Below are 25,614 nucleotides of genomic sequence, written 5' to 3'. Positions count from 1 at the left end.
CGCCCACGCCGCCCGCGTCCGCACCCACACGAAAGGCCCCGTCGCTGGACGGGGCCCTTCTCCTGCGGTAGCGGAGGGATTTGAACCCTCGGTGACTTGCGCCACACTCGCTTTCGAGGTCTGTTCGTGCTGGTCAGAGCGTGGTCCGGGGTCGTTCAGCCGTGTCCATCCCCGTACCCTCACCCTGCTCGTGTACGACCGTGGACGGCGTTGAACGGGGGTGAATGAGACGGAAACTGAGACGGAGCGGGCCCACTGACCTCATGCCTGATCTGCGGCTTCCGGCACGAGTCGGCTCGTGAACCCGTGCCCGCGAAGACGCTCGTACGCATCCTTGATGCGGTCGGGAATCTCCTGCTCGATCATGAACCCCTGCCGGGGATAGATCATGAGTCGCTGCTGTGCGCCTACGAGCATGTCTACTACAAGTCGGGCGTCCCCGATCGAGTGGACGTAGTCGCCCAGCGTCATGGATGTAGACGCGCACACCCATTCGACGCCGGGCCAGAGCTTGCGGGCCGTCGCGTACGCGCGTCGTTCCTCGTAGGGTTTGCTGACCAGAAGGACGGACGACACCGGTACCTGCCGTTCCTCCAGCAACGCACGGGAGAAGCGGATGTTCTCGCCCGTGTTCCGCGCGTTCGGCTCAACAAGGATGGCCTGCTTGGGAACGCCCAACTCCATCGCGCGCTCGCGGTAGTGCTCGGCTTCACCCCGTGGCATCCGCTCCCGCGTCGTGCGGCTGGTCGCTCCCGTGAAGACGATGAGCGGGGCCAGCTCCTGGTGATAGAGGTCCGCCGTCAGGTCGGCCACCCCCAGGTCGTGACTGCCGAGACCGATGGCCACGGAGCACGGCCGCAGCTCATGCCCCATCTGCTGGAAGTCCCAGAGCTGCTGAGCGTCAGTCCAAGCCTGAGCCGGGATCATTCGCTCTCACCCTCCGTCTTCGCCGAGTCCGGAACCTTGAAGTCGTACGACCATGCGAACCGCGTTGCCGCGTGTACCCCGACGGCGAACTCAACCACGGTCCCGTCGGCCGTGCGCGTGGTCCGGTGCAATTCCACCACCCACTCACCCGGAGAGAGCTGGAGTAGCTGAGCCTCTTCAGCCGTGGGCACGCGTGCGAACAGTTCCTCCGTCATGTTGTCGATCTCGTATCCGGCGTCATAGAGGACGCGGAAACCGCCGCCCCGACCGGCGGGCCCCGGAGTCGGGTCGACGATGCGGGTTCCTTCGACGTGTTCGGGCCGGTAGTAGCTGGTCAGGGTGTGGGTCGGCTGGTCGCCCTCTTTCACCAGACGAGCCCGCGCGTACACGTCGGCCCCCTCGGGCAGGCCGTGCGCTGCGGCCACAGAGGCGGGCGCCTTCACCCGGCCGACAGTCTGGGTCTGCTCGTTCCGCCGGTACGAGCGCCCGGACGCCACTCGGTCCGCGATGAACGCGACCTCATCGCCGTCCCGCCACTTGACCTTGTCGTACCGCGCGATGCCCAACCGCTTCAGCGGCGCCTTGGGGCGTACGACCGTGCCGTGCCCACGCGTCATGGTGACGAGCCCTTCGGCCTCCAACGCCTTGTAGGCCCGGTGCACCGTCTCCTTGGAGCCCTCGCCTGCCTCTACGAGGTCCCTGATCTGCGGAAGTTGCTTGCCAGGCTCGATGCGGCCAGCCCTGATCTGCTCGGCAAACCGGTCCGCCAGTTCCCGCCACTTTGGCGCTTTCGCTGCCACGCGGCACTCCTCTCGACAGCTCCCAGTGAAGCACACAGTCCTAGGACTGTTGACAGTCCTAGGACTGCGGTGCATTCTCATTCCAGGCCGCTCGCAGTCCTAGGACAGCGAAGTGAACGGGTCTTCTTTGGGCTTCCTTCGGCGGCTGGTCGGTTCGGGATAGCTCGTGCACGTGGGGCCCTGAGCTGGTCGTTCCTTGACAACTGCATAGGTGGGCCCCGCCTCCCCGAGTCGAAAAGGCGGACCGCGCGGCTACGTCGCGCATCGACTTCTCCGCAGCTCGTCTGCTGCGGCCGGTTGCCCCCGCTGCTCGTCTCGTACGAGCAGCGCTGAGGGGAGCCGGATCTACCGACTTCAACGGCGCGCGGCCCCGGTGCTGGAACACCGGGGCCGCTGTTCGGGCCGTTCCTATGCGAGAGGAACACGACCCTATGAACCCCATCGTCACTGTTCAGGACGCTGTTACCGCGTTCGCCGACTGGATCGAGCCGACGGATGCGGAGCTGGACGCGATCGAGCGGGAGATGCCCGTCATCCTGGCGGACGTCGACCTGATCGACGCGCAGATCATCGCTCTGGACCGCACCCCGAACGAGCTGGACACCCGCCGTATCCGCCGCGCTCTGGCGCGGGTGCTGGCCGAGCGGCGCACACTGGCGAACCGCACCGCCACGGCGAGCCTGCCGGGGGGTGCGGCGTGAACGACGACACCCGTGAGTTCCTGGCCGCTGTCCTGGAGGCCATCAACATTCCCGCACCGGCCACCTTCGGCGACAGTGAAGCGTTCGGGCGCCTGCTGGAAGACCGTGTGCTGGATGCGGTCGTTGCCCTGACCGGGGCGTTGGGCGAGCCGCCGACCGCCGACTGGGGACTGGGCTGGCACACCGATTACCTGCATCGGCAGCTCGCGAAGAAGCCGCCGACCACGTACCGCCACTACGACGCGGACGGGGGTTCGGCGTGAAGGCCAAGACCGTACTGCCCGCCGTCGCCATGACGGCCGTCTCGATGGTGCTCACCCTGGCCGTGGTCGTGATGTGGCTGGGCACGGCGATGCCGTGGCCGGTCGCGCTGGTCGTTGGTCTGGGGATCGACGGGGGATGGCTGGCCACCCTCGCCTATGAACGCCGCCTGGCAGCGCAGGGCGACCACTCCCGCACGGTGACCGGCGTCGGCTGGTCGTTCGGCCTGATCGCGACCGGCGTTCTGATCACCCACGCCCTCACCGCCGACCATGCTGTGGGCGCGTGGCTGGCCGTGGCGTGGCTGCCGGTCGCGGCCAAAGCCCTGTGGCTGGTCCACGGATTGTGGGAGCGCACGGCCCTCACGTCGACCGCGCTGGATGCGATCCGAGGCATTCAGCAGGAGGCCCGGGATGAGGCGGCTGTGGCCCGTGCCCGGCTGCGGGCGGAAGCGGCCACGGAAGAGACCCGGCTGACGGCCGTGACGGATGCCGGGGCACGTGTCGCACGCGTCCAGGCAGCAACCGCTAAGACGCTGTCTGAGGCGTGGTCGACGTTGGAGACGGCCCGCAAGGGTGAGGAGACCGGCAGGGCGCTGACCAGCGTGACGACCCCCGTCACGCCCGGCGTCACACCCCGCTGGGACCTCCCCGTGTGGGGCCCGAGCGAGCCGACCGGAACTCCCGCGCTGGAAGCCGCCCCCGCACTGACCGACGACGCACTTGACGTGCTGGTCGATGAGATCCGGACCAGCCGTATCCCCGCCCTGTCCTACCGCGAGATGGCCACCCGCTTCCGCGCGGCTGGCCACTCCGCATCCGAAGTCCGCCTCCGCGCCGCATGGAAGCGCGTCGCCTGATGGCCGCGCTGCCTGTCTACCGGTGGCGCCTGGCCCCGGACGGCTACGCCACCCGCCGCCAACTCCGCGCACGCGGGCTACGGCCCGGCGGGCAAGGCGTGGCTGCGCAGCTCGAACGGCCGCGCCGCCGCCGGGGGCCGCTGGTCGCCTACCTGTACCGCATCGACGCCGCCAAGCCCGTACGGCCGATGACACCGGCCAAGTGGGCGGCGCTGGCCAAGGCGAATGCCGCCCGCCGCCGCTGCCCGCAGTGCCGTCGCGATGCGGGCTACGTCATCCCCCCGTCGCTCGGCACCTGCACCCCCTGTGCCTTCCCCGATCCCTGCGACCCCCCGAGGAGCACCTGACCATGGGCAAGCCTGATACCCGCCGCCTTGACAAGGCGATCCGGGAGACCACGCGCAAGCTGGAAGCGGTCCGCAACCGGGAGATGTGGCCGCTGGACGGCCGTGAACGCCGCGCCGTCCTGGGGGCTCTCGCGGGCGGTTCGTACCGGATCGTCAAGGGACGCAGCACTGGCCGTGCGGAGCAGCGGATCGATGCGGCATGGAGTGCTGCCGAGACCCGGCTGACTGCCGAGATGGCCGCGTTGCAGGCCGAGCGGGCCCGGATCGTGACCGAGAACGCCAAGGCCAAGGCCGCGAAGAAGTCCTCCGGCTGGTGGTGAGCACCGCTCACCACGGCCGTCGTACTGCCCCTGACCCCGTCCGTGCCGATGCCGGGCGGGGCCTGTCTTCCCCCTTCTCAACTTCCCGCCCCGGTTGGGGCAGAAGGAGTCTTCCCGCTATGAGCGGCACTGTCGTTCACCTGCACAAGAACACCGATCCTCCGGCCGGTGCGGATGCGCCGACCGTGCTCACTGTCGTCCCCGACGCGCCAACGGTCCCGGTGGTGCCGTTGTGGGTGCGCTCCGGACGCGCCATCAGGACCGCGATCACTCACGAGAAGACCCGGACCGGGGCCCGGACCGCCGCCCGCCACACCATGTACGTGGTGGGCGGGGCGCGGATCGTGGCCAAGCGGACGTGGGACGGTCGTACCGCCGCCCGCTATGAGCGCATGCTGCGGGCCGCTGAAGCCGCCGGGAACCATGAGGCGGCTGCGGAGTGGGAGGAGCGGGGGCAGCGCTACCGCGAGGCACGCCACCGCCGCCGCATGGAACTGCTGCACTCCCCGCTCGACGCGGCGAAGGGCGCGGCCGTGAGCGCCGGTGCGGGTATCGGCGGGCTGGTCCTGCTCGGTATCGCCATGGCGATAGCCACCAAGGACGCCACCGAAGTCGTCACACCGCTGATGGCGGTCATCAAGTTCATCAACCTGATGATCACGATTGTCCAGGTGGTGTGGGGACCGGCCCTTGCTGTCGGCCCGTTCCTCGCCCTGCTCGCCCTCTGGTCGGTCGGCAGCAAGCAGCAGGCCGCACCCCAGTGGGCGCTGCCTGCGAACGCCCGGTCGGGCGAGGGTGAGCCCATCACCCCGTCGATCGTGGTCAAGGCTCTGCGCGACCTGGGGGTTCCCGCGCTGCGTAACGCCATCAAGGAGATGGGGGATGCGGGTGCGTCGATGCTGGGGCCGATCCGGATTGCCGGATGTGGTGTGGAAGTCGACGTCACGCTTCCGTCTGGCGTCTCCACCATTGAGGTGCAGCAGAGGCGGCGCAAGCTCGCTGAGAACCTGACCCGGCATGAGCATGAGGTGTTCATCACGATCCCTGAGGCGGCCCGCACGGTCCGTCTGTGGATCGCGGACTCGGGGGCGCTGGATGAGCCGATCGGCCCGTCTCCGCTGGTCACCGATCAGACGCTGACTGCCGACTACAAGAAGGGCCGTGCTCCCTGGGGGCAGGACCTGCGGGGCGATGCCGCGGGTCTGAGCGTGTATCAGCGTCACTTGCTGGTCACTGGGTTGTCGAACCAGGGCAAGACGGCTTCCCTGCGGGCGCTGGCGCTGTGGCTGGCGCTGGACCGGTCGGTGCAGTTCTGGATCGCCGACCTGAAGGGCATCGGTGACTGGAGTATGTTCGATGGCATCGCTCAGGTGCTGATCGAGGGCCCCTCCGATGACCACGTCATCCAGGCCACCGAGATGGTCGAGGACGCGGTAGAGGAGATGAACCGGCGGATCGAGACCCGCCGCATGGACCCGGCCGCCGTGTTCCCGCCGCTGATCGTGCTGGTGGATGAGGCGCAGTTGGCGTTCATGTGCCCGGTCGTCGGTGAGGACAAGCGCCCCTACGGCGGGTCCAAGGCCACCTCCCGGTACTTCATGGCCGTCCGGAAGATCCACAACCAGGGTCGTGCGGTCGACGTGCTGATGTGGCAGGGCACGCAGGACCCCACCGACCAGAACCTTCCCAAGCTGGTCCGGGAGGGCGCCCACACCCGTGCGTCCCTCGTGCTGGGCACCGAGTCGCAGGCCCGGATGGCGCTCGGGGACAAGGCCGTCAACGGCGGTGCCGCGCCGCACCTGCTGCGCCAGGGGCTCGACAAGGGCACCCTCGTGGTCGCCTCGGACGGCATCAAGATTCCCGCCGGTCAGGCGTCCATCACGGTCCGCACCCACTTCATCGATGACGAACCGGCCGCCGAGATCGCCGCTCGCGCCAAGGCCCTGCGGGATGGCGTGGCGACCCTGCGCGCCGTCGACCGGAGCGAGGAACGCGATCCGCTCGCCGACATCCTCGACGTCATGGGCGACGCGAAGCGCTCGTACACGCAGGACATCGTCAAGCGGCTGGCGATCCTCGATGAGGGGACGTACGGCGGCTGGACGTTCGGCGACCTGGCCCGGGTGCTGGAGGCGGCCGGGGTGGAGCCCTACAAGTCGCACGGCCGGATGGTCGTCCGCCGTGACGACGTCGCGCGCGCCCTCGCCGACCGCGACGACGACGATTCCGCTTCCGCTGTCTGACCGCGGGGAGGCACGCCCTCCCGGTCCGGGGAGGCGGGGAGAACTCCCCAACCGCCTCCCCGGACCTCCTCCCCCGCGTTGATCAGCGAAAACACCGTTTCGGGGAGGCGGGGAGGCACCCCAGCTCAACGCCCTGAAACCCCCTCCACAGCCCACCCGGCAGGGGGTGTCCCTGCCTCCCCAACCGCGTACCGGAAGGGATTCCGCATGTTCCCCGAGCACACCCGCCACGCCCCCGCCGCCGGGGCCGTGGAAGTCCACCAGCCCACCCCCATCACCCCCGCCGCCGTCCCGGCGCCGGTCGTCCCGGTCCAGCCGCACACGGTGCCGACCGTGGCGAGCGTGGTCCTGCCGGACGGACGGGTCGTCACCGGCTACGCCATCCCCGCGGCCCAGCCCGAACCGGTCGTCGCCAAACCGGCCGTCTCCCGCGCCGCGGTGAACGTCGCCCTCGGGGGCGTGGGGTTCCTCGCCGTGTGCGGCGGACTGCTCCTGCTCACCTCGTTCATCGCCGCCCTCACCGCGCTGATCACCCAGCTCATCATCCTCGCCGCCGTCATCTTCGGCGGCTGGATCGCCATCCAGGTCTTCACCGCACGCGGCCACCGCGACGCCGGGACCACGGTCAACATCCGCAAAGCGATCTTCAAGCGCAACCACTTCCACGGCTGACAGGAGACCAACCCCTATGCCCCGACTCCGCATCCGCGTCCACGGCTGGACGCGCCGTGCCCTGGTCCTCACCGACACCCCCGACCCCGACTGCGCCGACTGCCGGGGGGAGGGCGGCCACGCGTACGACTACGGCGATCACAACGGCGAATACGCCGGTACGGAATGGGAGTCCTGCGGCTGCTGGAACCAAAACCGCCGCTGGACCCTGCTCCGCCTCCCGCGCCGCCCCCGCTGGCTGCGCCGCCGCGATACCGGCCGTGACCCGTGGGGCCCCGGCGGCTACAGCAACGAACCGCCCTTCTAGCTACGCCAAGGGCGGCTCCCTCGTCTCGCCAAAGTCGCGGGGCCGCCCTTGCCAGCCAGCACCTTCAAGGAACTGGAGACATCCAGCATGACCCATGACGTCCGTTCCGCGCTGTTGTCCGCAGCGTTGGACGCCGCAGAACGCGGCTGGCACGTCTTCCCGATCCGCCCCCGTATGAAGCGCCCACCGGCCCTGCACGGTGCGGACTCCTGCACCCGAACCGGCCCGTGCACGAACGGGCACCTGACGTGGGAGCAGCGGGCCACCACCGACCCCGACCGCATCCGCGCCGCCTGGTCGCGGGCCCCATTCAACGTCGGCATCGCATGCGGCCCCTCCGGACTGGTCGTGGTCGACCTGGACACGCCAGAGCACAAGGGCAGTTCGGACGCGCCTGACGGCGCGGCAACCTTTCGAGCGCTCTGCGAGCGCGCCGGACACGCCGTCCCGGAGACCTACCGTGTGCGGACCGCGAGCGGTGGAACGCACCTGTACTTCACCGCCCCCGACGGGGCGCGGCTGTCCAACACCGCCGGGACCGTGGCGGATTCGGTCGACACCCGCGCATGGGGCGGCTACGTCGTCGCAACGGGCAGCATCACCCCCGCCGGACCCTACGAGGCTCTGTGCGGCCCTGAGACCGCCTCCCTGCCCGTCTGGCTCCAAACCATCCTGCAACCCGCCCCCAAGCCGTCTCAGGCACCCTCAACGGCCACCATGGGGCAATCTCGCCGATATGCGGATGTAGCACTCGCCAACGAGACACGGAACGTGGCCACGGCTCAAGTCGGGGAGCGGGAAGCGAAGTTGTTCCGGGCCGCCCGCGCTCTGGGACGGTTCGTCGCGTGGGGCGACATCCCCCGGCACAGGGTCGAGCAGGCTCTTCAGGAGGGGGGCGAGGCGGCCGGACTGTCCGCGTCCGAGTGCCGCTCCACCCTCCGCAGCGCTCTCAACTGGTCCATCGCACACAACCAGCGCAGGCGGGAGGCGGCATGAACCCCCGCTCCCGCCCCCCTCTGAAGAGCATCACCACCACCACGGCGGACCCGCGCGCCGCCGAACCGGCCGCATCGCGCCCGGCCGTGGGCGAGCCGACAGGCGCCGCCCGCAAGGGCGTCCGTACTGCTCTTGGTTCTGACCCGCAGACGGTCACCGTCACCGGCATCACCCCGGGGCTTCAGATCCGGTGCTCGGGTGTACCGGTCGCGGACTGGCTGTGTGCCTGCGGACATCACGAACGCGCCCGGGGCCGTGCCGCAGTCATGGAGCTGCAAGCTCGCGTACGGGTCGGCACCTGCCCGCACGCCACGATCACGGAAGGAAGGGCCGCCGCATGACCCCCACCATCGACGGGGCCGCACTGCTCAACGAGGTGGAAGCCTTCCACCGCCGGTTCAACGTCTTCCCCACCGAAGCCGCCTACGTCGCCGTGGCCCTGTGGGACGCGCACGCCCACCTGCTCGACTGCTTCGACTCCACGCCGCGTCTGGCGTTCCTGTCCCCGGAGCCGGGATCGGGGAAGTCGCGGGCGCTGGAGATCGTAGAGACGCTGGTCCCGCAGCCCATGACGGCCGTGAACGCGTCCGCCGCCGCCCTGTTCCGGTCGGTGTCCGGGGCGAACGGTCGGCCGACGATCCTGTTCGATGAGATCGACACGATCTTCGGCCCCAAGGCGGGGGACAACGAGGAACTGCGCGGCTTCCTGAACGCCGGGCACCGCCGTACCGGGGTCACCTACCGGTGCATCGGCGACGGAGGAAACCAGACCGTGCAAGCCTTCCCGTCGTACTGCGCGGTCGCGGTCGCCGGACTCGGCTCGCTGCCGGACACGATCATGACCCGATCAGTCGTCATCCGCATGCGCCGACGGGCCCGCAACGAGCGTGTGGAAGCCTTCCGGGCCCGCGTCCACGAAGCGGAAGGACACGCGCTGCGTGACCGGCTGGCCCAATGGGCCGAGCACGCACGGGGGTTCGTCATGGGGGCGTGGCCGGACATGCCCGAAGGAGTCACCGACCGGCCCGCCGACGTGTGGGAACCCCTGCTCGCCATCGCCGACGCGGTTGGGGGCGACTGGCCCCGGCGGGCGCGGGAAGCGTGCGTGACGCTCGTCAAAGCCGCCCAGTACACCGACAAGCACAGTCTCGGGATCAGGCTGCTCACCGACCTGCGCGACCACGTGCTCATCGGTATCGACCGCCTGCCCACCATTGCGATCCTGGATCGGCTGAACGCCCTGGATGACGCGCCGTGGGCCGATCTCGACGGCAAGCCGCTCGACAATCGGCGCCTGTCCCGGATGCTCGGGGACTACATGACGGCCGACAACGAGCCGATCCGATCCCGCAACATCCGCACCGCCGGGGGAGTCCTCAAGGGGTTCGTCGCCGCTGACCTTGACGACGCGTGGGCCCGCTACTGCCCGCCCCCACGCTGGACCCTCCCCCAGAACCCCGCTACAGCCGCTACACCGCTACAGCCCAGTTCAGAGCCCCCGAATCTGTAGCGGCACCGAAGCGTGTAGCGGCTACGCCGCTACCCCCGCACCGCGCGCGTAGCCGCTACACGCCGCCCCTCCGCTACAAAAAACCCGCCGCTGACCTGCGATGTAGCGGCGTAGCGGATGTAGCGGACTTCCCAGGAGGGGGCCAAGGCCCCGGACTCTCGCGTAGGAAGGTCGCCCCGATGAGTACCGCCCTGCCGTCCGCCGTCGATGACCCGACGCTGGTTCTCCTGACCGTCGAAGAGGCTGCCCGCCGTCTCCGCATTGGCCGCACCACTTGCTACCGGCTCATCCGTACCGGAGAGCTGGAGTCGATCCCGGTCGGCGGTCTGCGTCGCATACCTGCGGACGCCCCCGCCGCGTACGTCGCCCGCCGCCGCGCTGAGCAGCGCGCCGCTTGATCACCTCTCACCGGGACGCCATCTCTCTACGGGGTGGCGTCCCGGGCGTTTCCACCACCCTCAACCTGAAGGAGTCCGCCCGTGGCGGAAGAGAAGAAGCGCACCCGGCAGCCGAACGGCCGTTCGTCCATCTATCTGGGGAAGGACGGCAAGTGGCACGGTCGTGTCACTGTCGGCATCCGTGACGACGGTCGCCCCGACCGCCGTCACGTCGAACGCAAGACCCGAGCTGAGGTGACGGCGGCCGTGCGGGAGCTGGAGAAGCAGCGCGACGGCGGCGCGGTACGGAAGGCAGGGCGGGTCTGGACAGTCGAGACGTGGCTGACCCACTGGGTGGACACGATCGCTCCGCTCGCGGTCAACGAGAACACGATGGTCGGGTACGGCGTCGCCGTGCGGAAGCACCTGATTCCCGCACTTGGAGCGCACCGCCTGGACAAGCTGGGCCCGGAGCACATCGAGCGCTTTTACGGGAAGATGCAGGCAGACGGCAGGCGGGCGGGCACGATCCACCAGATTCACCGCACCTTCCGTACCGCCCTCAACGAGGCTGTTCGGCGCGGCCACCTCACCCGTAACCCGGTGCAGCTCGCCAAGGCACCTCGTGTGAGCGAAGAGGAGATCGAGCCGTACACCGTTGACGAGGTGAAACGGCTGTTGCGAGCCGCAGACGACCGCCGTAACTCCGCTCGCTGGGCTGTGGCCCTGGCACTCGGACTGCGGCAGGGTGAGGCGTTGGGCCTGAAGTGGGCCGACGTGGACATGGAACGCGGCGTGTTGATGGTGCGTCGGAGCCGTCGCCGTCCGCGCTACGCCCACGGGTGCGGCGACACCTGCGGCCGGAAAGCCGGGTACTGCCCCCAGCGGCAGCGCACCAACCCGGAGACGGCCGACACGAAGTCCCGCGCTGGCCGTCGGGCAGTCGGCATGCCCGCACAGCTTGTGGACCTGCTTCGGGCCCATCGGGTGAAGCAGGAAGCCGAACGGGTGGCGGCTGGCGACAAGTGGACGGATCAAGGCTGGCTCTTCGCCACCCCGGACGGACGCGGTACCCCGCCCCGTACCGACTACGACGACTGGAAGGAGCTACTGGAAGACGCCAAGGTGCGGGACGGCCGACTGCACGACGCACGCCACACCGCCGCCACGGTGCTGCTGATCCTCGGAGTCTCCGAGCGGGCCGTCATGGGGCTCATGGGGTGGTCCACTACGGCCATGGCCGCGCGGTATCAGCACATGGTCGACTCCGTGCGGAAGGACGTTGCGCGGCAGGTTGACGGGCTGATCTGGAAGCCGGACGCGGACGGGCCCGGAGACGATGACGATGGGGCCGCCGGGGTGCTCGTACCGGCCAACTGAGACGGAAACTGAGACGGAAGCCGAAGGGGCGCCCGGTGTGTTGGACCGGGCGCCCCTTCTACCTGCGGTAGCGGAGGGATTTGAACCCTCGGTGACTTGCGCCACACTCGCTTTCGAGGCGAGCTCCTTCGGCCGCTCGGACACGCTACCGAGGGAGACCCTACAACACCCGGGGCCATGGTCCGAAATCCGAATTCAGCGGTCCCGGAAGAACGCGGTGAGCAGCCCGGCGCACTCCTCGGCCAGGACGCCCTCGACGACCTCGGGCCGGTGGTTGAGCCGCCGGTCGCGCACGAGGTCCCACAGCGACCCGGCCGCGCCCGCCTTCTCGTCGCGGGCGCCGTAGACGACACGGTCGACGCGGGCCTGCACGAGCGCGCCCGCGCACATCGTGCAGGGCTCCAGCGTGACCACGAGCGTGCACCCGGCCAGCCGCCAGCCGCCCAGCGAGGCCGCGGCCCGCCGGAGCGCGAGGATCTCCGCGTGGGCCGTCGGGTCGCCGGTGGCCTCGCGTTCGTTGTGGCCGCTCGCGAGCACTGTCGTGCCGTCCGGGGACAGCACGACGGCGCCGACCGGGACGTCCCCGCCGCGGACGGCCCGCTCGGCCTCGGCCAGGGCACCGCGCATCGCGGTCCGCCAGCGATCGCGTACCGGATCCGGGGTCCGCCCGGTGGGTGAGGTGGTCAGCGGACGGTCTCCAGCACCTCCGAGGCGCCCAGGGCGTCGGCGATCGCGCCCAGCGCGTCCTCCGCGTCCAGGGCGCGCAGCTCCTTCTCGCTGACGCCGAGGTCGTCCAGGATCTCGCTGTCGCCCACCGGACCGTGGGTCACCGCTTCGGCGGACGGGCCGTCCTCGTCGTCATCGTCTTCCTCGGACTCGCCGTCCTCGGTGCCGTCGAGGTTCAGGGCGTCCAGGTCGGGGCCGTCCGAGCCGGGTTCGCGGCCGAGCAGTTCGTCGGTGAGCAGGAGTTCGCCGTAGGCGCTGCGGGCAGCGGCGGCGGCATCGGAGACGTAGATGCGAGGGTCGTCCTCGCCGTCCACGCGGACGACGCCGAACCACGCGTCCTCCTGCTCGATCAGAACGAGCACCGTGTCCTCTTCGGGAGAGGCTTCCCGGGCCAGGTCGGCCAGATCCGACAGGGTTTCCACATCGTCGAGCTCTGTGTCGCTCGCTTCCCACCCGTCTTCGGTGCGCGCGAGCAGTGCGGCGAAGTACACCGTGACTCTCCCACTGGTCTTAGGCGTGCCGGTTGGGGGTCCCCCCGGCGGAGGTTCTGGGCGGAGAGAGCTGGGCTCCGAGCCCCACCCACTCGGAATCGTGGCAGAAACAAAGCGCTCAGGGGACGTCTTCGGCTCCCTGTGTCTGGCAGTTTTGATCGCACGTGTGCAAAGTCGCATCCGGACGTCGGTCAAGGAATCACCAGCGCACTCGTTGCCGCCACCTGCGGATCGTACGCGGCTTTTGGGGACGCTCACGCACGCCCTACCCGCAACGCACTCGCGACGGCCGGTCTTCCCTACCAGCGGAAGGTGCGCATGCGCATCGCGTGCCGGAGTCTGGCCGCCTTGGCGCGTCGCGGCTGGACGCGGTCGCGCAACTCGCGCGCCTCGGCCAGCTCGCGCAGGAACCGTGCCCGGCGGCGCCGGCGCTCGGCGTCGCCGTCCGGCTCGGACGCGCCCGCGGCGGTCGTGTCGGCGGTTGTGCCGTCGGTCGTGTCGGAGCCGTCGGGCGCGCCGGGGCCGCCGGACGGGTCCGCTGTGTGCTCGGGCTGCTCAGGCATCGGTTCACCACCCCGGTCAGTCCCAGCCACTTTCCCCCGGACGGGCGGTTTGACGCCAGCGCGAGCTGCGCGGAAGCGCGGTTACTGTTATGGGCATGCGTCTCCACGTCGTCGACCACCCCCTGGTCGCCCACAAGCTCACCACGCTGCGCGACCGGCGCACCGACTCCGCGACCTTCCGGCGGCTCGCCGACGAACTGGTCACCCTGCTCGCCTACGAGGCCACGCGGGACGTGCGCACCGAACAGGTCGACATCACGACGCCGGTGGCCGCGACCACCGGCGTCAAACTGTCCCACCCGCGCCCGCTGGTGGTGCCGATCCTGCGCGCCGGGCTCGGCATGCTGGACGGCATGGTCCGGCTGCTGCCGACCGCCGAGGTGGGCTTCCTCGGCATGATCCGCGACGAGGAGACGCTGCTGGCCTCCACGTACGCCACCCGTATGCCGGAGGACCTGTCCGGCCGGCAGGTGTACGTCCTGGACCCGATGCTCGCCACCGGCGGCACCCTGGTCGCGGCGATACGGGAGCTGATCAAGCGCGGCGCCGACGATGTGACCGCCGTGGTGCTGCTCGCCGCGCCGGAGGGCGTCGAGGTCATGGAGCGCGAACTCGCGGGCACCCCGGTCACGGTCGTCACGGCTGCGGTCGACGACCACCTCAACGGGCAGGGCTATATCGTCCCCGGCCTGGGAGACGCGGGGGACCGGCTGTACGGGGCGGCCGAGTAGGCCGGTGCGACGGCCACCGGCGGCCCTCCGCGGCTCGACGGGCGTCGGCGTCGTGCCGCCGTCGGCCCTTCTCCGCCGCGCCCCCGCTCACGGCCGCCGGTGGCCTCACCAACGGCGACGGCCTGCCGGCCACCGGCCGCACCCCGTAGGCCGTACGGAACCGGCAGAACGCGATCACAGAACCGGCAGAACGCGACCGACGTCGGTGCCACGTCCCCGGGATCGACGGTCCCGGGGACGTGGCACAGCCCGGCGTACGGCCGTCGTAGCCTTTCTTCGCCCCGGCTGGCGTGGCGGCTTTCGGTGGTCCTTGGCCGACGCGGGCCGGCGCAGCGGCTGTCGGTCGTCCTTCTTGGGCGCGGGCCGGCGTGTGGCTGGGGGCGGTCCCTCTTCGGCGGGGATCGGCGTGCGGCTTTCGGCGGTTCCACTTCGCCCCGGCCCGGCGTACGGCCGTCGGCACCTGTCCGTCCGTGGAGCAGGCCGGCGTGCGGTGGCTCTGGCACGTCCTGGCGTGGGCCGGCGTACCGCTCAGCAGTCCTTCTTCGTCGTGGTGGACGCCTGCCTCGGTGCGGCGAGCGCGGCCAGCGCCTTGTCGGCGTCGGCCTGCTTGGCCAGGCCCTGGAAGCCGGTGCCGAGGATGAGGTCGAGGGCGGCGTCCTTGCGGCCGGCGTCGGTGCGGCGCTCGGCGCTGCCGAGCTGGGTGGCGAGGACGGGCAGCGTGGTGTTCAGCGCCGAGCCGGGGCCGATCAGCATCCCGGTGCCCTTGATCTTCTGGTCGAACCGGGCGGGAGCGTTGCCGACCTCGCCGATCTTGAAGCCGCGCTTCTCCAGTTCGTCCGCGGTGGCCTTGGCGAGGCCGGTGCGGGGCGTGGCGTTGTAGACGTTGACGGTGATCGTGCCGGGCCGGGGCGGTGCCGCGGCCGGGCTCGGGGAGGCGTCGGCCCCCGTGGGGCAGTCCGAAGCGGAGCCGGCCGCCGAGGCTTTCTTGCCGCCGGTGAAGACATCGATGAGTTGCAGGGTCCCCCAGCCGATCAGACCGAGCACGGCGACCGAGGCCACCAGCCCGAACACGAGCCTGCCGCGCCGCCGGGGAGGGCGCATCCTCGGGTACTTGTCCCCCGTGATCCGGTACTTGCCGCCCATGCCGGGGGGAGTCAGCATGCTCATGAGCGCAGCGTAGTGCGCCGGAGCGGCCGTGCCTACTAGATGATCATTCGATGCCGGGCAGGAGAACCCGAAAGGGTCAACGGGTGACCGGCATATGGCCGGTCGGTGTCCGCCGGATGTCCCGGATGTCCGCCGATCCCGCTGAATCCGGCACCGAATACGATGCGTTCGGCCGGTGGTGTGACCGACGGTCCGCGGCCGGGGCCCGGGCGTGGTCGCCGACGCGTTCCGCGGGCCCGGCGCCTTCCGCGGGACCCGACGTGTTCCGCGGGGCCGGTCGCCGTCCACGCGGGCGCCGCCGTGGCCGCCTGCGGGCGTCAGTCCAGTTCGAGCACGCGCGCGTGCAGCACCTGGCGCTGCTGCAGGGCCGCGCGTACCGCGCGGTGCAGGCCGTCCTCCAGGTAGAGGTCGCCCTGCCACTTCACGACGTGCGCGAAGAGATCGCCGTAGAAGGTCGAGTCCTCGGCGAGGAGGGTTTCCAGGTCGAGCTGGCCCTTGGTCGTCACGAGCTGATCGAGGCGGACCGGGCGCGGCGCGACGTCCGCCCACTGCCGGGTGCTCTCCCGGCCGTGGTCGGGGTACGGCCGGCCGTTTCCGATGCGCTTGAAGATCACACGGAAAGCCTACCGGTCAACATGTTCCGGGCGCAGCCGTGGAGGCGGAGTGCGACGCTGGAAAAGACGCCGCACATAGGGGCATATCGGGAACAGGGGGCTGAGATGAGTGACAGCGAGACGGTGCGGCCTGCCGCCGCCCCCGAGACCCCCGGGAGCGCTCCCGGCCTGCCGCCGGAGGCCCTGGAGATCGCCGCCGGATACGCCTTCGCCGGCCCGGCGCTGGACCTGGGCGCCCTGCTGTGGGACGGGCGGTGCCTGCCCGACGCGCAGATCCGCGTCCCGCTGCCGATGCTCACCCGGCACGGACTGGTCGCGGGCGCCACCGGCACCGGCAAGACCAAGACCCTGCAACTGATCGCCGAGCAGCTGTCGGCGCAGGGCGTGCCGGTGTTCCTGGCCGACGTCAAGGGCGATCTGTCCGGTGTCTCGGCGCCGGGCACCGGGGACGACCGGGTGCGCGGCCGGGCGGCTCAGGTGCGCCAGCCGTGGAGTCCGGCGGGCTCCCCCGTCGAGTTCTTCGCGCTCGGCGGTCTGGGGCACGGCATCCCCGTCCGGGCCACGATCACCAGCTTCGGCCCGGTGCTGCTGGCCAAGGTGCTCGGGCTCAACCAGACCCAGGAGCAGTCGCTCGGCCTGATCTTCCACTACGCCGACACCAAGGGCCTTGAGCTGTTCGACCTGAAGGACCTCAGGGCGGTCGTCGCGTTTCTGACCTCCGACGAGGGCAGGGCGGAGCTGAAGCGGATCGGCGGGCTGTCGACGGCCACGGCCGGGGTGATCCTGCGTTCGCTCACCGCCTTCGAGGCGCAGGGCATGGCCGGTTTCTTCGGGGAGCCGGAGTTCGCGACCGGTGACTTCCTGCGGACCGCGGCCGACGGCCGCGGCATCGTCTCCGTCCTCGAACTGCCCGCCGTGCAGGACCGGCCGCGGCTGTTCTCGACCTTCCTGATGTGGCTGCTCGCCGACCTCTTCCACGACCTTCCGGAGGTCGGTGACGTCGACAGACCGAAGCTGGTCTTCTTCTTCGACGAGGCGCATCTGCTGTTCGACGGCGCCTCCAAGGCGTTCCTCGACGCGATCACCCAGACCGTGCGTCTCATTCGCTCGAAAGGGGTCGGCGTCTTCTTCGTCACCCAGAGCCCGAAGGACGTGCCGTCCGACGTCCTCGGGCAGCTCGGCAACCGGGTGCAGCACGCGCTGCGGGCCTTCACCCCGGACGACCAGAAGGCCCTGAAGGCCACGGTGCGGACCTTCCCGAACTCGGCGTACGACCTCGAAGAACTGCTCACCACCCTCGGCACCGGCGAGGCCGTGGTCACCGTGCTCAGCGAGAAGGGCGCCCCGACCCCGGTCGCCGCGACCCGGCTGCGCGCGCCCCGGTCCCTGATGGGCCCGGTGGACGGCGCCGCCGTGGACCGGGCCGTTCAGGGGTCCTCGCTGTACGGCCGTTATGCACAGGCTGTGGACCGGGAGTCCGCGTACGAGAAGCTGACGGCGGCGCAGGAGCGGCCCCGGCCCCGGGAGACGGGGACCCCGGCGGAGCGGGGCGGGGCGGCCGAGCGGGAGCCGACCCTGGTCGAGCAGGTCGTCGGCAGCGGCATGTTCAAGTCCCTCGCGCGGTCGGTGGGCACACAGCTCGGGCGGGAGATCACCCGTTCGCTGTTCGGCACGGCCCGCAGGAGGCGCTGAGCCGGGCGCCGGCCCACGCGGCTGACCCGCGGGGCGACGCCCGGCCCGCGGGTCAGCCGCGTTCCCGTTTCACGGGTTGCTGCTGCGGCTTCGGCTTGTCCGTCTCCGTCTTCGGTGCGCCGCGCAGGGCCTCCGCGCGCAGCAGGGCGCGCAGGACCGCGTAGGTGTCTGAAGGCATGGCTATGTTCCTCGCGTTCCTTGTGTTCCGCGTGTTCCGCATGTTCTGCGTGTTCCGAAATCGGTTCTGGTGCCTGGTGAGTGGTGTGGGGTGCCGACGGGCCTGGGGAGGCGGGGTCGGTCAGCAGCGCAGCACCACGGAACACAGGGCGCGCAGCGCGTACGGCGACCGGGGCGCCGGCGCGGGCAGCGGGCGGCCGTGCGGGAGGACGTCCGCCGGGAGGGCGAGCGGCGCGGGGCGCACGGGCACGAGAAGCTGGGGGACCGCCCGGGACGGTGGCCGCAGGGCCGTGTCCAGGCCGTCGTGCTGCACGACGTCGCCGGCGAACACCGGCGTCGCGTGCGCCTCGGCGTTGACGCCGGGCACCAGCAGGGCGAGCAGCAGCACGAGCACCCGCAGCCAGGCCCGGCCGTGCGGGAGGGTGCGTGTGCCGCTCATCGACGGTGCTCTGCCCGCGGCGCGTACGGCATCCGTCGCGGCGGCCCCGAGATCCGCTCGTACGGCGTACGCGGGGGCATCACACGGCGCGGGGCACCTGGCGGGCATGGCCGTGGATCCGGACGGACGTGAAGATCTCGACGATGCCGACCGCGACCAGCCAGACGCCGCCGACCAGGGTGAGCACGGCGATCGACGCGAACGGCGAGACGATCAGCACGATCCCGGCGACGAAGGTGACGAGGCCGAGGAAGATCTGCCAGCCGCGCGCGGGCATGGCGCCGTCGGATGCGGCGGCCAGGGTCTGGGTGATGCCGCGGATCAGCCAGCCGATGCCGATCCACAGGGCGAGCAGCAGGATCGACTGCATGGGGCCGCGGAAGCAGAACAGGCCCAGCAGGATCGACAGGGCGCCGCTGATGAAGGCGAGGACCCGCAGCGAGGTCGCCCTGTGGGTGCCGAACGCGGCGATCAGCTGGAAGACGCCGCTGACCAGCAGGTAGATGCCGAAGAGCACGCCGGCGGCGAGCAGTGAGGCACCCGGCCAGACCAGCACGAGGACACCCAGGATCAGGGAGGCGACCCCGGTGAGCAGGACCACCTGCCAGGCGGCGCGGGACAGCGCGTGCAGCGGCCCCTCGAAGGGGGGCTCGGGCTCGTGGCGGCCGGCCGCCGGATGGGTGGCGTGGACCTTGCGGTCGTCGTACTCGGGGCCCCACGCGGAGCCGCTGCTCGGTGGCTCGGTCATGCTCCATGCTTGGACCGGCCCCGAGCCGCCCGCCACCCGGGCCGGGCCACCCGGCTGACGCCGGGCCCCGGAGGGGCGCGGGGAACTGCGCGAGCAACCACGACGCCGCCGCGGCCGACCGACGGCCCATGACGGCTCGCTCGGCGGAGGGCGTTGTAGCGGTGCACGGCTGGTTTCTGGGAGTGCGGCGCGGCGAGCGGGCTGCTTGCCCGGCAGCGCGCGGAAGATCTGTGCCTTCCGCCTGCCGAACCCGGGCCCCGCAGGGGCGCGGGGAACTGCGCGAGCAACCACGACGCCGCCGCAGACGAACGACGGCCCGTGACGGCTCACCCCGCGGAGCGGGACCGCGCCCTGCCATCCGCGCCCCTGTGCCATGGCTCCTCCGTGTCTCGCGTACGATTCCCCACGATGCCGGACGTACTTAGGTGAGGCTAACCTAAAGAAGAGTGGGGTTGCAGGGTGACCATCGAGATCTACCGCGACGCCTTCGGCATCCCGCACCTGCGGGCCGGCAGCGCCCGCGAACTCGCCCGCGCACAGGGGCGGGTCACCGCCCACGACCGCGCCTGGCAACTGGAGGTCGAACGGCACCGCTCCTGCGGGACCTCGGCGTCCTTCCTCGGCGCCGAGGCCCTGTCCTGGGACGTGTTCGCCCGCCGCGCCCGCCTGGACGACACCGCGAGACGCTGCTTCGCGGCCCTGGAGAGACGGGACGCGGAAACGGCGGACTGGGTGCGGGCCTACGTCGCCGGGGTCAACGAGGGGCTTGACCAAGGCGCCCGCCGCGCACCCGAGTTCGCGCAGACCGGGCTCGTGCCGGGCCGCTGGCGGCCGTGGACCCCGCTGGCCGTCTGGCTCGGCACGCACATCCTGTTCGCCGGCTTCCCCGCCAAACTCTGGCGGGAGACGGCCGCACGGCACCTGGGGCCCGCGGCCGTCGGGCTGTTCGCCACGGACGGACCGGGCACCGCGGGCAGCAACGGCTGGCTCGTCAGCGGCGCGCGCACCGCCACCGGGCGGGCGGTCCTCGCCGGCGACCCGCACCGGTTCATCGAGGACCCCGGCGTCTACCAGCAGATCCGGCTCGCCTGCCCCGAGTTCGACGTCGTCGGCCTCGCCGTGCCGGGCGTCCCCGGCATCCCCCACTTCGGCCACACCGGCACCGTCGCCTGGGCCATCACCAACGCCATGGCCGACTACCAGGACCTGTACCGCGAACGGCTGCGCCGCACCGGCGCGGGGGTGCAGGCCCTCGGGCCCGACGGCATCTGGCGGCGCGCCCACCGGCACACCGAGACCGTGCGGGTCGCCGGGCAGGACCCGGTCGAGATCGAGGTCATCGAGACGGCCCGCGGCCCGCTGATCGCCGGCGGCCCGGAGGGCCTGGACGGCGGCGTCCCGGCACCGGACGGACCGCCGGCCCTCGCCCTGCGCCATCCGCCCCGGGTCACCGAGGAGTTGGGGTTCGGCGCACTGCTTCCGCTGCTGCGGGCCCGGCGGGCCGACGACATCGACCGGGCCCTCGACGCCTGGGTGGAGCCGGTGAACGTGGTGCTGGCCGCCGACACCGAGGGCGGGGTGCTGCACCGGGTCGCGGGATGGGTGCCGCAGCGGTCCGAGGCCAACCTGCTCGGACCGGTGCCCGCGTGGCGGCCGGGGCACGACTGGCGCGGGCGGCACCCCATGCCCCGCGCCCAACTGGCCGACGGCGTCGCCGTGATGGCGAACCAGCGCGGGCTCGCCACCCCCCTCGGCGTCGAGTTCGCCCCGCCGCACCGCGCCGATCGCATCCGCGCCCTGCTCGACGAGCGCCGCACCTGGTCGGCCGGCGACATGCCCGCCCTCCACACCGACACCCACCTCGCCTCCGCCGGCCCCCTGATCGACCAGCTGGCCGCCCTCGACGGCCTCACCCCACGGGCCGCCCGGCTCCGGGACCGCCTCCTGGCCTGGAACCGCCGGATGGACGCGGACAGCGCCGACGCCGCGGTGTACGCGGCGGTGCGCGGCGCCGTCGTGCGCTCTCTCGCCGCGCACCCGGCGTTCGCCCCGCTCACCGAGCCGCCCGCCTACCCGGACGTGCTGCTGCCCTGGCTCGGCCTTCTCCCTCGGATCGGCTACGCCCTCGAACACCTGCTGACGGCTGGGGACTTGTACGGCATCGACCGCCCCGCCGCGGTTCGTGCCGCCGTGGAGGAGGTGGCCGCGGCGCCGCCCGCCGGCACCTGGGCCGACACCCACCGCCTCGCGCCCTGGCGGGCACGGGCGGGCACGCCGTACGAACCGGCCGCCGAACCCGGCCTCGCCGGCGACCACGACTGCGTGCTGTGCACCTCCGCCGTGCCCGGCGTCACCGACCTCGCCGCCCGCGCCCCGGCCGCCCGCTACGTCTGGGACCTGGCCCGCCGCGAGGACAGTGGCTGGGTGGTGCCGTTCGGCGCCGACGGCGTCCCGGGCGCGCCCCACCACCGCGACCAACTCCCCCTGTGGATACGGGGAGAACTCGTCCCGGTCGTCACCGACTGGGCCCGTCTGACGAAGGAGACCGCGATGCCCGCCCCGTACGCCGCCGCCCGCGAGGCCGTGCACGAGCAGCAGGTCGACGGCTTCGGCACCGTCCGCATCCTGCCGCTCGACCCGCACGCCGACGCCGCGGTGATCCACGCCTGGGTCAGCGACGAACGCGCCGTCTTCTGGGGCATGAACGGCCTCACCGAGGACGAAGTGGCCGACATCTACGCCCACTTGGCCGGCCTCGACACCCACCACGCCTTCCTCGTGGTCAAGGACGGCGAACCGGCCGCCCTGCTCCAGACCTACGAGCCGGAGGCCGACCGGGTCGGCGAGTGCTACGAGATACGCCCCGGCGACATCGGCGTCCATCTGCTGCTCGCCCCGGCCGGGCCGGACGGCGCCCGTTCCGGCTGGTCGTCGGCGCTGCTGTCGGCGGTCGTGGAGTACGTCCTGCGGGGCCTGGACCGGCGCCGGATCGTCGTCGACCCGGACGTGCGCAACGTCAAGGCCGTCGCCCGCTTCATGAAGCAGGGCTTCGAGCCGGGCCCGGCCGTCGTCCTGCCGGAAGTGGACCTGCCGGACGTCCAGTTGCCCGAGAAACACGCCCAACTGGCCTTCCTGCCCAGGGAAACGGCCTTTCCTGGCGACGCCTGACGGACCGCAGCCCGAACGCTCCGCAGGCCGGGCGCGGCCGCTTCGTGGCCGTCGCTCCCCAAGTCGGCGGCGTCACGCTCGAACAGGGGGGATGATCCGCTTTGCGGTGGAGCCGCACAGTGCTACAAGCACCGCGCCGTTTCGGGGCGTACGCCGGAACGCCGCTCGGTGTGCGCGAGCTTGGCAGGTCGTGGTGAGCACGGCGGGCTGTTCGTCCGTACGTATCCCAGAGCATGTGATCCCTGACACGGAGCGGTGACGTGGGCGAGCAGCGCGGCGAGGACCGGCCGGGAACCCGGCGACTGCACAGGCTGATGGTGCTGGGCGCCGTGCTGGGCCTGCTGCTGCTCGGCGGGGCGGCCCCCGCCTCGGCGCACGCCGTCCTGCGCGGCACCGACCCGGACGACGGCGGCGTCGTCGCGTCCGCCCCCCGGCACATCACCCTGACCTTCAGCGAGTCCGTCGGCCTGCTCGACGACTCCCTGCGCGTGTACGACCCGGGCAACCGGCGGGTCGCCACCGGCGAGGCCCGGCACGCGCCCGGCCGCTCCGACACGGCCCGGGTGAGGCTGCCGGACGGGCTGGGCACCGGCACCTTCACCGTGGCCTGGCGGGTCGTCTCGGCCGACAGCCACCCGATCGCCGGCGCGTTCACGTTCTCCGTCGGCGCACCCTCCCCGACCACGGTGGCCGTGCCCGAAGGACCCGACGGTGACCCCGTCACCGGCGGCCTGTACGGCACCGCCCGCTACGCCGCCTACCTCGGCTTCGCCCTGCTCGTCGGCGCCCTGACGTTCCTCGCCCGCTGCCGGCCGGCGCATCCCGGACGGCTGCGGCGCCTGGTCGCGGCGGGCTGGTGGACCCTGGTCGCCGCCACCGTGGTCCTGCTCGTGCTGCGCGCCCCGTACGAGGCGGGCACCGGCCCGGCCGCCGCCCTCGCCCCCTCGGCGCTGACCCGTACCGCCACGAGCCGTCCGGGGCTCGCCCTGCTGGCCCGGCTCGCGCTGCTCCTCATCGCGGGCGCGCTGCTCACGCGGCTGCGGCGGCGCTCACGCGCGGCGCTCGTGGCGGGCGCCGTGCTCGCCGTGGCGCTGGCGCTGACCTGGGCGGCGGCCGAACACGCCTCCGCCGGCATCCAGGTGCCCCTGGCGATGGCCTCGTCCGTGCTGCACCTGCTGGCCACGGGCGTCTGGCTGGGCGGCCTCGCGGCCCTGCTCAGCACGCTGTACCGGGCCCCGGACGACATACCGGCGGCCGTGGTCGTCCGGTTCTCGCGGCTGGCCTTCGCCGCCGTGACCGTCCTGGTCGGCACCGGCGTCTACCAGTCCTGGCGCGGCCTCGGCTCCTGGGATGCGCTCGGCGGCACCTCATACGGCCGGATCCTGGTCGCCAAGCTGGCGGCGGTGGCGCTGCTGCTGGCCGTGGCCGGCCGGTCCCGGCGGTGGACGGCGCGGCTGGTGTCGGCGGGGGCCGCGGCCCGGCCGGAGCGGGTGCGGGAGCCGGTGGCCGAGCCGGTGCCGGTGCCGGTCGGTGGTCCGGCGGACCGGCCGCGGGCGGCTCAGGCGGACGGTCCGCCCGGGCCGCCCGCCGGGGACGGGCCGGGCGGCCCCGAGCCGGACCGGCGTGCGCTGCGCCGGTCCGTGCTCGCCGAAGCGGCCGTCGCGGCCGTGGTGCTGGGGCTCACCACCGTGCTGACCGGCACCCTGCCCGGCCGGGCTGCGGCCGAGGCCGCAGCGGCGGCACCGGCGACCGACATACCGGCCGCGTCCGTCACGACGGTGCCCTTCACCATCGGCAGCGCGCGCGGCCGGGTGCAGGTCACGCTGGATCCCGGCCGGGTGGGGCGGACCTCCGTGCAGGCCGTCGTGTTCGGACCCGACGGCGGGCTGTCCACCGTCCCCGAACTGCGGCTCTCCTTCACCCTGCCCGCACAGCGGATCGGGCCGATCGACGCCAAGGTCTCCGACATGGGCGGCTATTGGGGCACCGGCTCGCTGAATCTGCCCATTCCCGGGACCTGGACGATGAAGGTGACGGTTCGGGTGTCGGATCTGGACCAGGTGACGGTGACGCGCCCGATCCGGATCACTCCGTGACGGTTTGTTGTGACCGGGTGGGGATGGGGTGGGGATGGGGTGCGTTGTCGGTCGTGTGCGGGCGTGTTGTGGCTGGTCGCGCCCACGCGGCGGAGCCGCACATAGACACAGCCCCGCGCCCCCTTTGGGGCGCTGCCCTGGGGGCCTGTTCTGGCTTTGCCTGTTCTTTACAACCCGGGGGTGGGGGGTGTCGTCTCTTGGGCTGATCCGTGACCGCCCGTCGACCACCGGGCGGAGAGACGAAAGAGAGCGATCCGATGCGCCGAATTGTCCTGAGTGTCATGGCACTCGCGGCCACCGCCGTGCTGGCGGGCACCGCGCCCGCGTTCGCCGACGGGACGGCACCCTCCCCGGTCCCGAGCAGGGCCGCCACCCCCGCGCCCACCGCCGAGCCGGCCGAGCCGAGCCCGGTGGCCACCCGCGCGCCGGGCGCCGAACCCACCCGGGCGCCGGGCCGTGGACAGGTCTCCGTGGTGCCCGAGGGCGCGCCCGACACCGGGGTGACCGAGCCGTCCGCCGGGTCCGGCACCCAGGGCGGACTGGTCGGCGGGGGCGCAGCCGCGGCCCTCGTCGCGGCCGGCGGTGCCGTCTTCGTCGTACGCCGTCGGCGGGCGGCCGGGGCCACCGGGGCATGACCCCGCCCTCCCGGCGTGCGGTCGCCGCCGCGGCGCTGGCGACGCTGCTCGCCGGCTGCGGCGGCCGGACACAGGGCCCGGCCGTGCCCGCGGCCCGGGGGAGCGAGCGGGGCGGAGCGCCGGCCTCGACGGGTGCGGGAGCCGCGCCGCGCCCGCTCGCCCGTTCGGTCCCGGTCCGGTTGCTGATCCCGGCCATCGGCGTGGACACCCCGCTGCTGCGCCTCGGGCTCGCCGCGGACCGCAGCGTGCAGGTGCCGCCGGTCACCGCGCACGACCGGGCGGGCTGGTACCAGCACTCGCCGACACCGGGCCAGACAGGGCCGTCCGTCATTCTCGGTCATGTCACGGTCGGCGCCTACGGCGACGGAGTCTTCCGGCACCTGGCCCGGCTGCGCCCCGGCGAGACGATCACGGCACGCCTGGCGAACGGCGCGCGGCCGGAGTTCGCCGTCACCCGGGTACGGACCGTCGCCAAGGCGGACTTCCCGGCCGACGAGGTCTACGGCGACGTGGACCGGCCCGAGATGCGCCTGATCACCTGCGGTGGCCCGCACACCGGCGACGGCTACCAGGACAACGTGATCGTCTTCGCCGCGCTGACCGGCACCGCCCCCTGACCCGGCGGGACGCGGGACGCGAGGCCGGGTCCGCGGAACGCGCACCGCGG

The 25,614-nt window shown here is 72.1% G+C and carries 29 protein-coding genes and 1 tRNA gene; 19 read left to right on the top strand and 11 right to left on the bottom strand.

The features are described 5' to 3' along the window. Positions 1-261: 261 nt before the first annotated feature. A complete protein-coding gene (locus AC27LF_RS11335) occupies positions 262-927 on the bottom strand; it encodes a YdcF family protein (RefSeq protein WP_479656823.1) in 666 nt (221 codons plus the stop codon). After that, positions 924-1,727, bottom strand: coding sequence for a GntR family transcriptional regulator (locus AC27LF_RS11330; RefSeq protein WP_479656822.1), 804 nt, complete (start codon positions 1,725-1,727; stop codon positions 924-926). The genes AC27LF_RS11335 and AC27LF_RS11330 overlap by 4 nt, the downstream gene beginning before the upstream one ends. A gap of 431 nt (positions 1,728-2,158) precedes the next feature. On the opposite strand from AC27LF_RS11330, the gene AC27LF_RS11325 reads away from it, so the two are divergent. The 13 genes from AC27LF_RS11325 to AC27LF_RS11265 all read left to right on the top strand — a co-directional run bounded on the left by AC27LF_RS11325 (position 2,159) and on the right by AC27LF_RS11265 (position 11,700). Beyond that, on the top strand, positions 2,159-2,428 hold the full coding sequence (locus tag AC27LF_RS11325; RefSeq protein ID WP_479656821.1) for a DUF6284 family protein: 270 nt from the start codon (positions 2,159-2,161) through the stop codon (positions 2,426-2,428). Continuing rightward, complete coding sequence (locus AC27LF_RS11320) at positions 2,425-2,691, top strand: hypothetical protein (protein WP_479656820.1); 267 nt, start codon at positions 2,425-2,427, stop codon at positions 2,689-2,691. Before AC27LF_RS11325 ends, AC27LF_RS11320 begins: the two co-directional genes overlap by 4 nt. After that, positions 2,688-3,548: a protein spdB gene (locus AC27LF_RS11315; RefSeq protein ID WP_479656819.1), complete on the top strand. Its 861-nt coding sequence runs from the start codon at positions 2,688-2,690 to the stop codon at positions 3,546-3,548. Before AC27LF_RS11320 ends, AC27LF_RS11315 begins: the two co-directional genes overlap by 4 nt. Then, positions 3,548-3,895, top strand: a complete 348-nt coding sequence (locus AC27LF_RS11310) for an RRQRL motif-containing zinc-binding protein (protein ID WP_479656818.1) — start codon at positions 3,548-3,550, stop codon at positions 3,893-3,895. The genes AC27LF_RS11315 and AC27LF_RS11310 overlap by 1 nt, the downstream gene beginning before the upstream one ends. A 2-nt stretch (positions 3,896-3,897) precedes the next feature. After that, positions 3,898-4,215 carry a hypothetical protein gene (locus AC27LF_RS11305; RefSeq protein WP_479656817.1) on the top strand — a complete coding sequence of 106 codons (318 nt, stop codon included), beginning with the start codon at positions 3,898-3,900 and terminating at the stop codon, positions 4,213-4,215. 119 nt (positions 4,216-4,334) lie between these two features. Further along, entirely contained in the window at positions 4,335-6,458 is a 2,124-nt protein-coding gene (locus tag AC27LF_RS11300; protein ID WP_479656816.1) for an FtsK/SpoIIIE domain-containing protein, read from the top strand. A 207-nt stretch (positions 6,459-6,665) separates the two neighbouring features. Next, entirely contained in the window at positions 6,666-7,130 is a 465-nt protein-coding gene (locus AC27LF_RS11295) for a hypothetical protein (protein ID WP_479656815.1), read from the top strand. A gap of 16 nt (positions 7,131-7,146) precedes the next feature. After that, positions 7,147-7,437, top strand: a complete 291-nt coding sequence (locus tag AC27LF_RS11290) for a hypothetical protein (protein WP_479656814.1) — start codon at positions 7,147-7,149, stop codon at positions 7,435-7,437. A gap of 87 nt (positions 7,438-7,524) precedes the next feature. Beyond that, positions 7,525-8,433, top strand: a complete 909-nt coding sequence (locus tag AC27LF_RS11285; protein ID WP_479657003.1) for a bifunctional DNA primase/polymerase — start codon at positions 7,525-7,527, stop codon at positions 8,431-8,433. Further along, entirely contained in the window at positions 8,430-8,774 is a 345-nt protein-coding gene (locus tag AC27LF_RS11280; RefSeq protein WP_479656813.1) for a hypothetical protein, read from the top strand. Before AC27LF_RS11285 ends, AC27LF_RS11280 begins: the two co-directional genes overlap by 4 nt. After that, positions 8,771-9,943: a DUF3631 domain-containing protein gene (locus AC27LF_RS11275; protein ID WP_479663855.1), complete on the top strand. Its 1,173-nt coding sequence runs from the start codon at positions 8,771-8,773 to the stop codon at positions 9,941-9,943. Before AC27LF_RS11280 ends, AC27LF_RS11275 begins: the two co-directional genes overlap by 4 nt. A 179-nt stretch (positions 9,944-10,122) precedes the next feature. Then, positions 10,123-10,341: a helix-turn-helix domain-containing protein gene (locus AC27LF_RS11270; RefSeq protein ID WP_479662069.1), complete on the top strand. Its 219-nt coding sequence runs from the start codon at positions 10,123-10,125 to the stop codon at positions 10,339-10,341. Positions 10,342-10,422: 81 nt separating this feature from the next. Next, positions 10,423-11,700, top strand: a complete 1,278-nt coding sequence (locus tag AC27LF_RS11265; RefSeq protein WP_479662068.1) for a tyrosine-type recombinase/integrase — start codon at positions 10,423-10,425, stop codon at positions 11,698-11,700. Positions 11,701-11,765: 65 nt separating this feature from the next. Here AC27LF_RS11265 and AC27LF_RS11260 read toward each other — a convergent pair. The 4 genes from AC27LF_RS11260 to AC27LF_RS11245 all read right to left on the bottom strand — a co-directional run bounded on the left by AC27LF_RS11260 (position 11,766) and on the right by AC27LF_RS11245 (position 13,480). Further along, positions 11,766-11,850 (bottom strand) — tRNA-Ser (locus AC27LF_RS11260). A 45-nt stretch (positions 11,851-11,895) separates the two neighbouring features. Further along, positions 11,896-12,327 carry a tRNA adenosine(34) deaminase TadA gene (gene tadA, locus AC27LF_RS11255; RefSeq protein ID WP_351738555.1) on the bottom strand — a complete coding sequence of 144 codons (432 nt, stop codon included), beginning with the start codon at positions 12,325-12,327 and terminating at the stop codon, positions 11,896-11,898. A 56-nt stretch (positions 12,328-12,383) separates the two neighbouring features. Further along, on the bottom strand, positions 12,384-12,917 hold the full coding sequence (locus tag AC27LF_RS11250) for a tRNA adenosine deaminase-associated protein (RefSeq protein ID WP_479662067.1): 534 nt from the start codon (positions 12,915-12,917) through the stop codon (positions 12,384-12,386). A 299-nt stretch (positions 12,918-13,216) separates the two neighbouring features. Continuing rightward, positions 13,217-13,480 (bottom strand): hypothetical protein, encoded by a 264-nt coding sequence (locus tag AC27LF_RS11245; RefSeq protein WP_479662066.1) that lies wholly within the window; start codon positions 13,478-13,480, stop codon positions 13,217-13,219. A 95-nt stretch (positions 13,481-13,575) separates the two neighbouring features. On the opposite strand from AC27LF_RS11245, the gene upp reads away from it, so the two are divergent. Beyond that, positions 13,576-14,211: a uracil phosphoribosyltransferase gene (upp, locus tag AC27LF_RS11240; protein WP_479662065.1), complete on the top strand. Its 636-nt coding sequence runs from the start codon at positions 13,576-13,578 to the stop codon at positions 14,209-14,211. A 528-nt stretch (positions 14,212-14,739) separates the two neighbouring features. Here the strand turns inward: upp and AC27LF_RS11235 are convergent. Both AC27LF_RS11235 and AC27LF_RS11230 read right to left on the bottom strand, forming a co-directional pair. Beyond that, positions 14,740-15,378 (bottom strand): LytR C-terminal domain-containing protein, encoded by a 639-nt coding sequence (locus AC27LF_RS11235; RefSeq protein ID WP_479662064.1) that lies wholly within the window; start codon positions 15,376-15,378, stop codon positions 14,740-14,742. Between the two features lie 317 nt (positions 15,379-15,695). Further along, entirely contained in the window at positions 15,696-15,992 is a 297-nt protein-coding gene (locus tag AC27LF_RS11230; RefSeq protein ID WP_003999914.1) for a type II toxin-antitoxin system VapB family antitoxin, read from the bottom strand. Positions 15,993-16,097: 105 nt separating this feature from the next. On the opposite strand from AC27LF_RS11230, the gene AC27LF_RS11225 reads away from it, so the two are divergent. Further along, a complete protein-coding gene (locus AC27LF_RS11225; RefSeq protein ID WP_479662063.1) occupies positions 16,098-17,684 on the top strand; it encodes a helicase HerA-like domain-containing protein in 1,587 nt (528 codons plus the stop codon). Between the two features lie 52 nt (positions 17,685-17,736). Here the strand turns inward: AC27LF_RS11225 and AC27LF_RS11220 are convergent, their stop codons facing one another. The 3 genes from AC27LF_RS11220 to AC27LF_RS11210 form a co-directional block, all read right to left on the bottom strand. Then, on the bottom strand, positions 17,737-17,862 hold the full coding sequence (locus AC27LF_RS11220; protein WP_479662062.1) for a hypothetical protein: 126 nt from the start codon (positions 17,860-17,862) through the stop codon (positions 17,737-17,739). A gap of 120 nt (positions 17,863-17,982) precedes the next feature. After that, positions 17,983-18,300 (bottom strand): hypothetical protein, encoded by a 318-nt coding sequence (locus tag AC27LF_RS11215; RefSeq protein ID WP_479662061.1) that lies wholly within the window; start codon positions 18,298-18,300, stop codon positions 17,983-17,985. A gap of 79 nt (positions 18,301-18,379) precedes the next feature. Further along, complete coding sequence (locus tag AC27LF_RS11210) at positions 18,380-19,048, bottom strand: HdeD family acid-resistance protein (protein ID WP_479662060.1); 669 nt, start codon at positions 19,046-19,048, stop codon at positions 18,380-18,382. A 459-nt stretch (positions 19,049-19,507) separates the two neighbouring features. Here AC27LF_RS11210 and AC27LF_RS11205 point away from each other — a divergent pair, with 459 nt between their 5' ends. The 4 genes from AC27LF_RS11205 (at position 19,508) to AC27LF_RS11190 (ending at position 25,564) form a co-directional block, all read left to right on the top strand. Continuing rightward, positions 19,508-22,216 carry a GNAT family N-acetyltransferase gene (locus AC27LF_RS11205; protein WP_479662059.1) on the top strand — a complete coding sequence of 903 codons (2,709 nt, stop codon included), beginning with the start codon at positions 19,508-19,510 and terminating at the stop codon, positions 22,214-22,216. A 314-nt stretch (positions 22,217-22,530) separates the two neighbouring features. Next, positions 22,531-24,312 carry a copper resistance CopC/CopD family protein gene (locus tag AC27LF_RS11200; protein ID WP_479662071.1) on the top strand — a complete coding sequence of 594 codons (1,782 nt, stop codon included), beginning with the start codon at positions 22,531-22,533 and terminating at the stop codon, positions 24,310-24,312. Positions 24,313-24,569: 257 nt separating this feature from the next. Beyond that, a complete protein-coding gene (locus tag AC27LF_RS11195) occupies positions 24,570-24,947 on the top strand; it encodes a sortase-dependent protein (RefSeq protein WP_479662058.1) in 378 nt (125 codons plus the stop codon). Then, the gene (locus AC27LF_RS11190) at positions 24,944-25,564 is read left to right on the top strand and encodes a class F sortase (protein ID WP_479662057.1); all 621 of its coding nucleotides are present in this window, start codon (positions 24,944-24,946) and stop codon (positions 25,562-25,564) included. Before AC27LF_RS11195 ends, AC27LF_RS11190 begins: the two co-directional genes overlap by 4 nt. Positions 25,565-25,614 lie beyond the last annotated feature (50 nt).

Source organism: Streptomyces diversicolor (assembly GCF_057537855.1).
The sequence above is the reverse complement of the archived record's forward strand: the minus strand, read 5'-3'. Positions and strand labels throughout refer to the sequence as shown.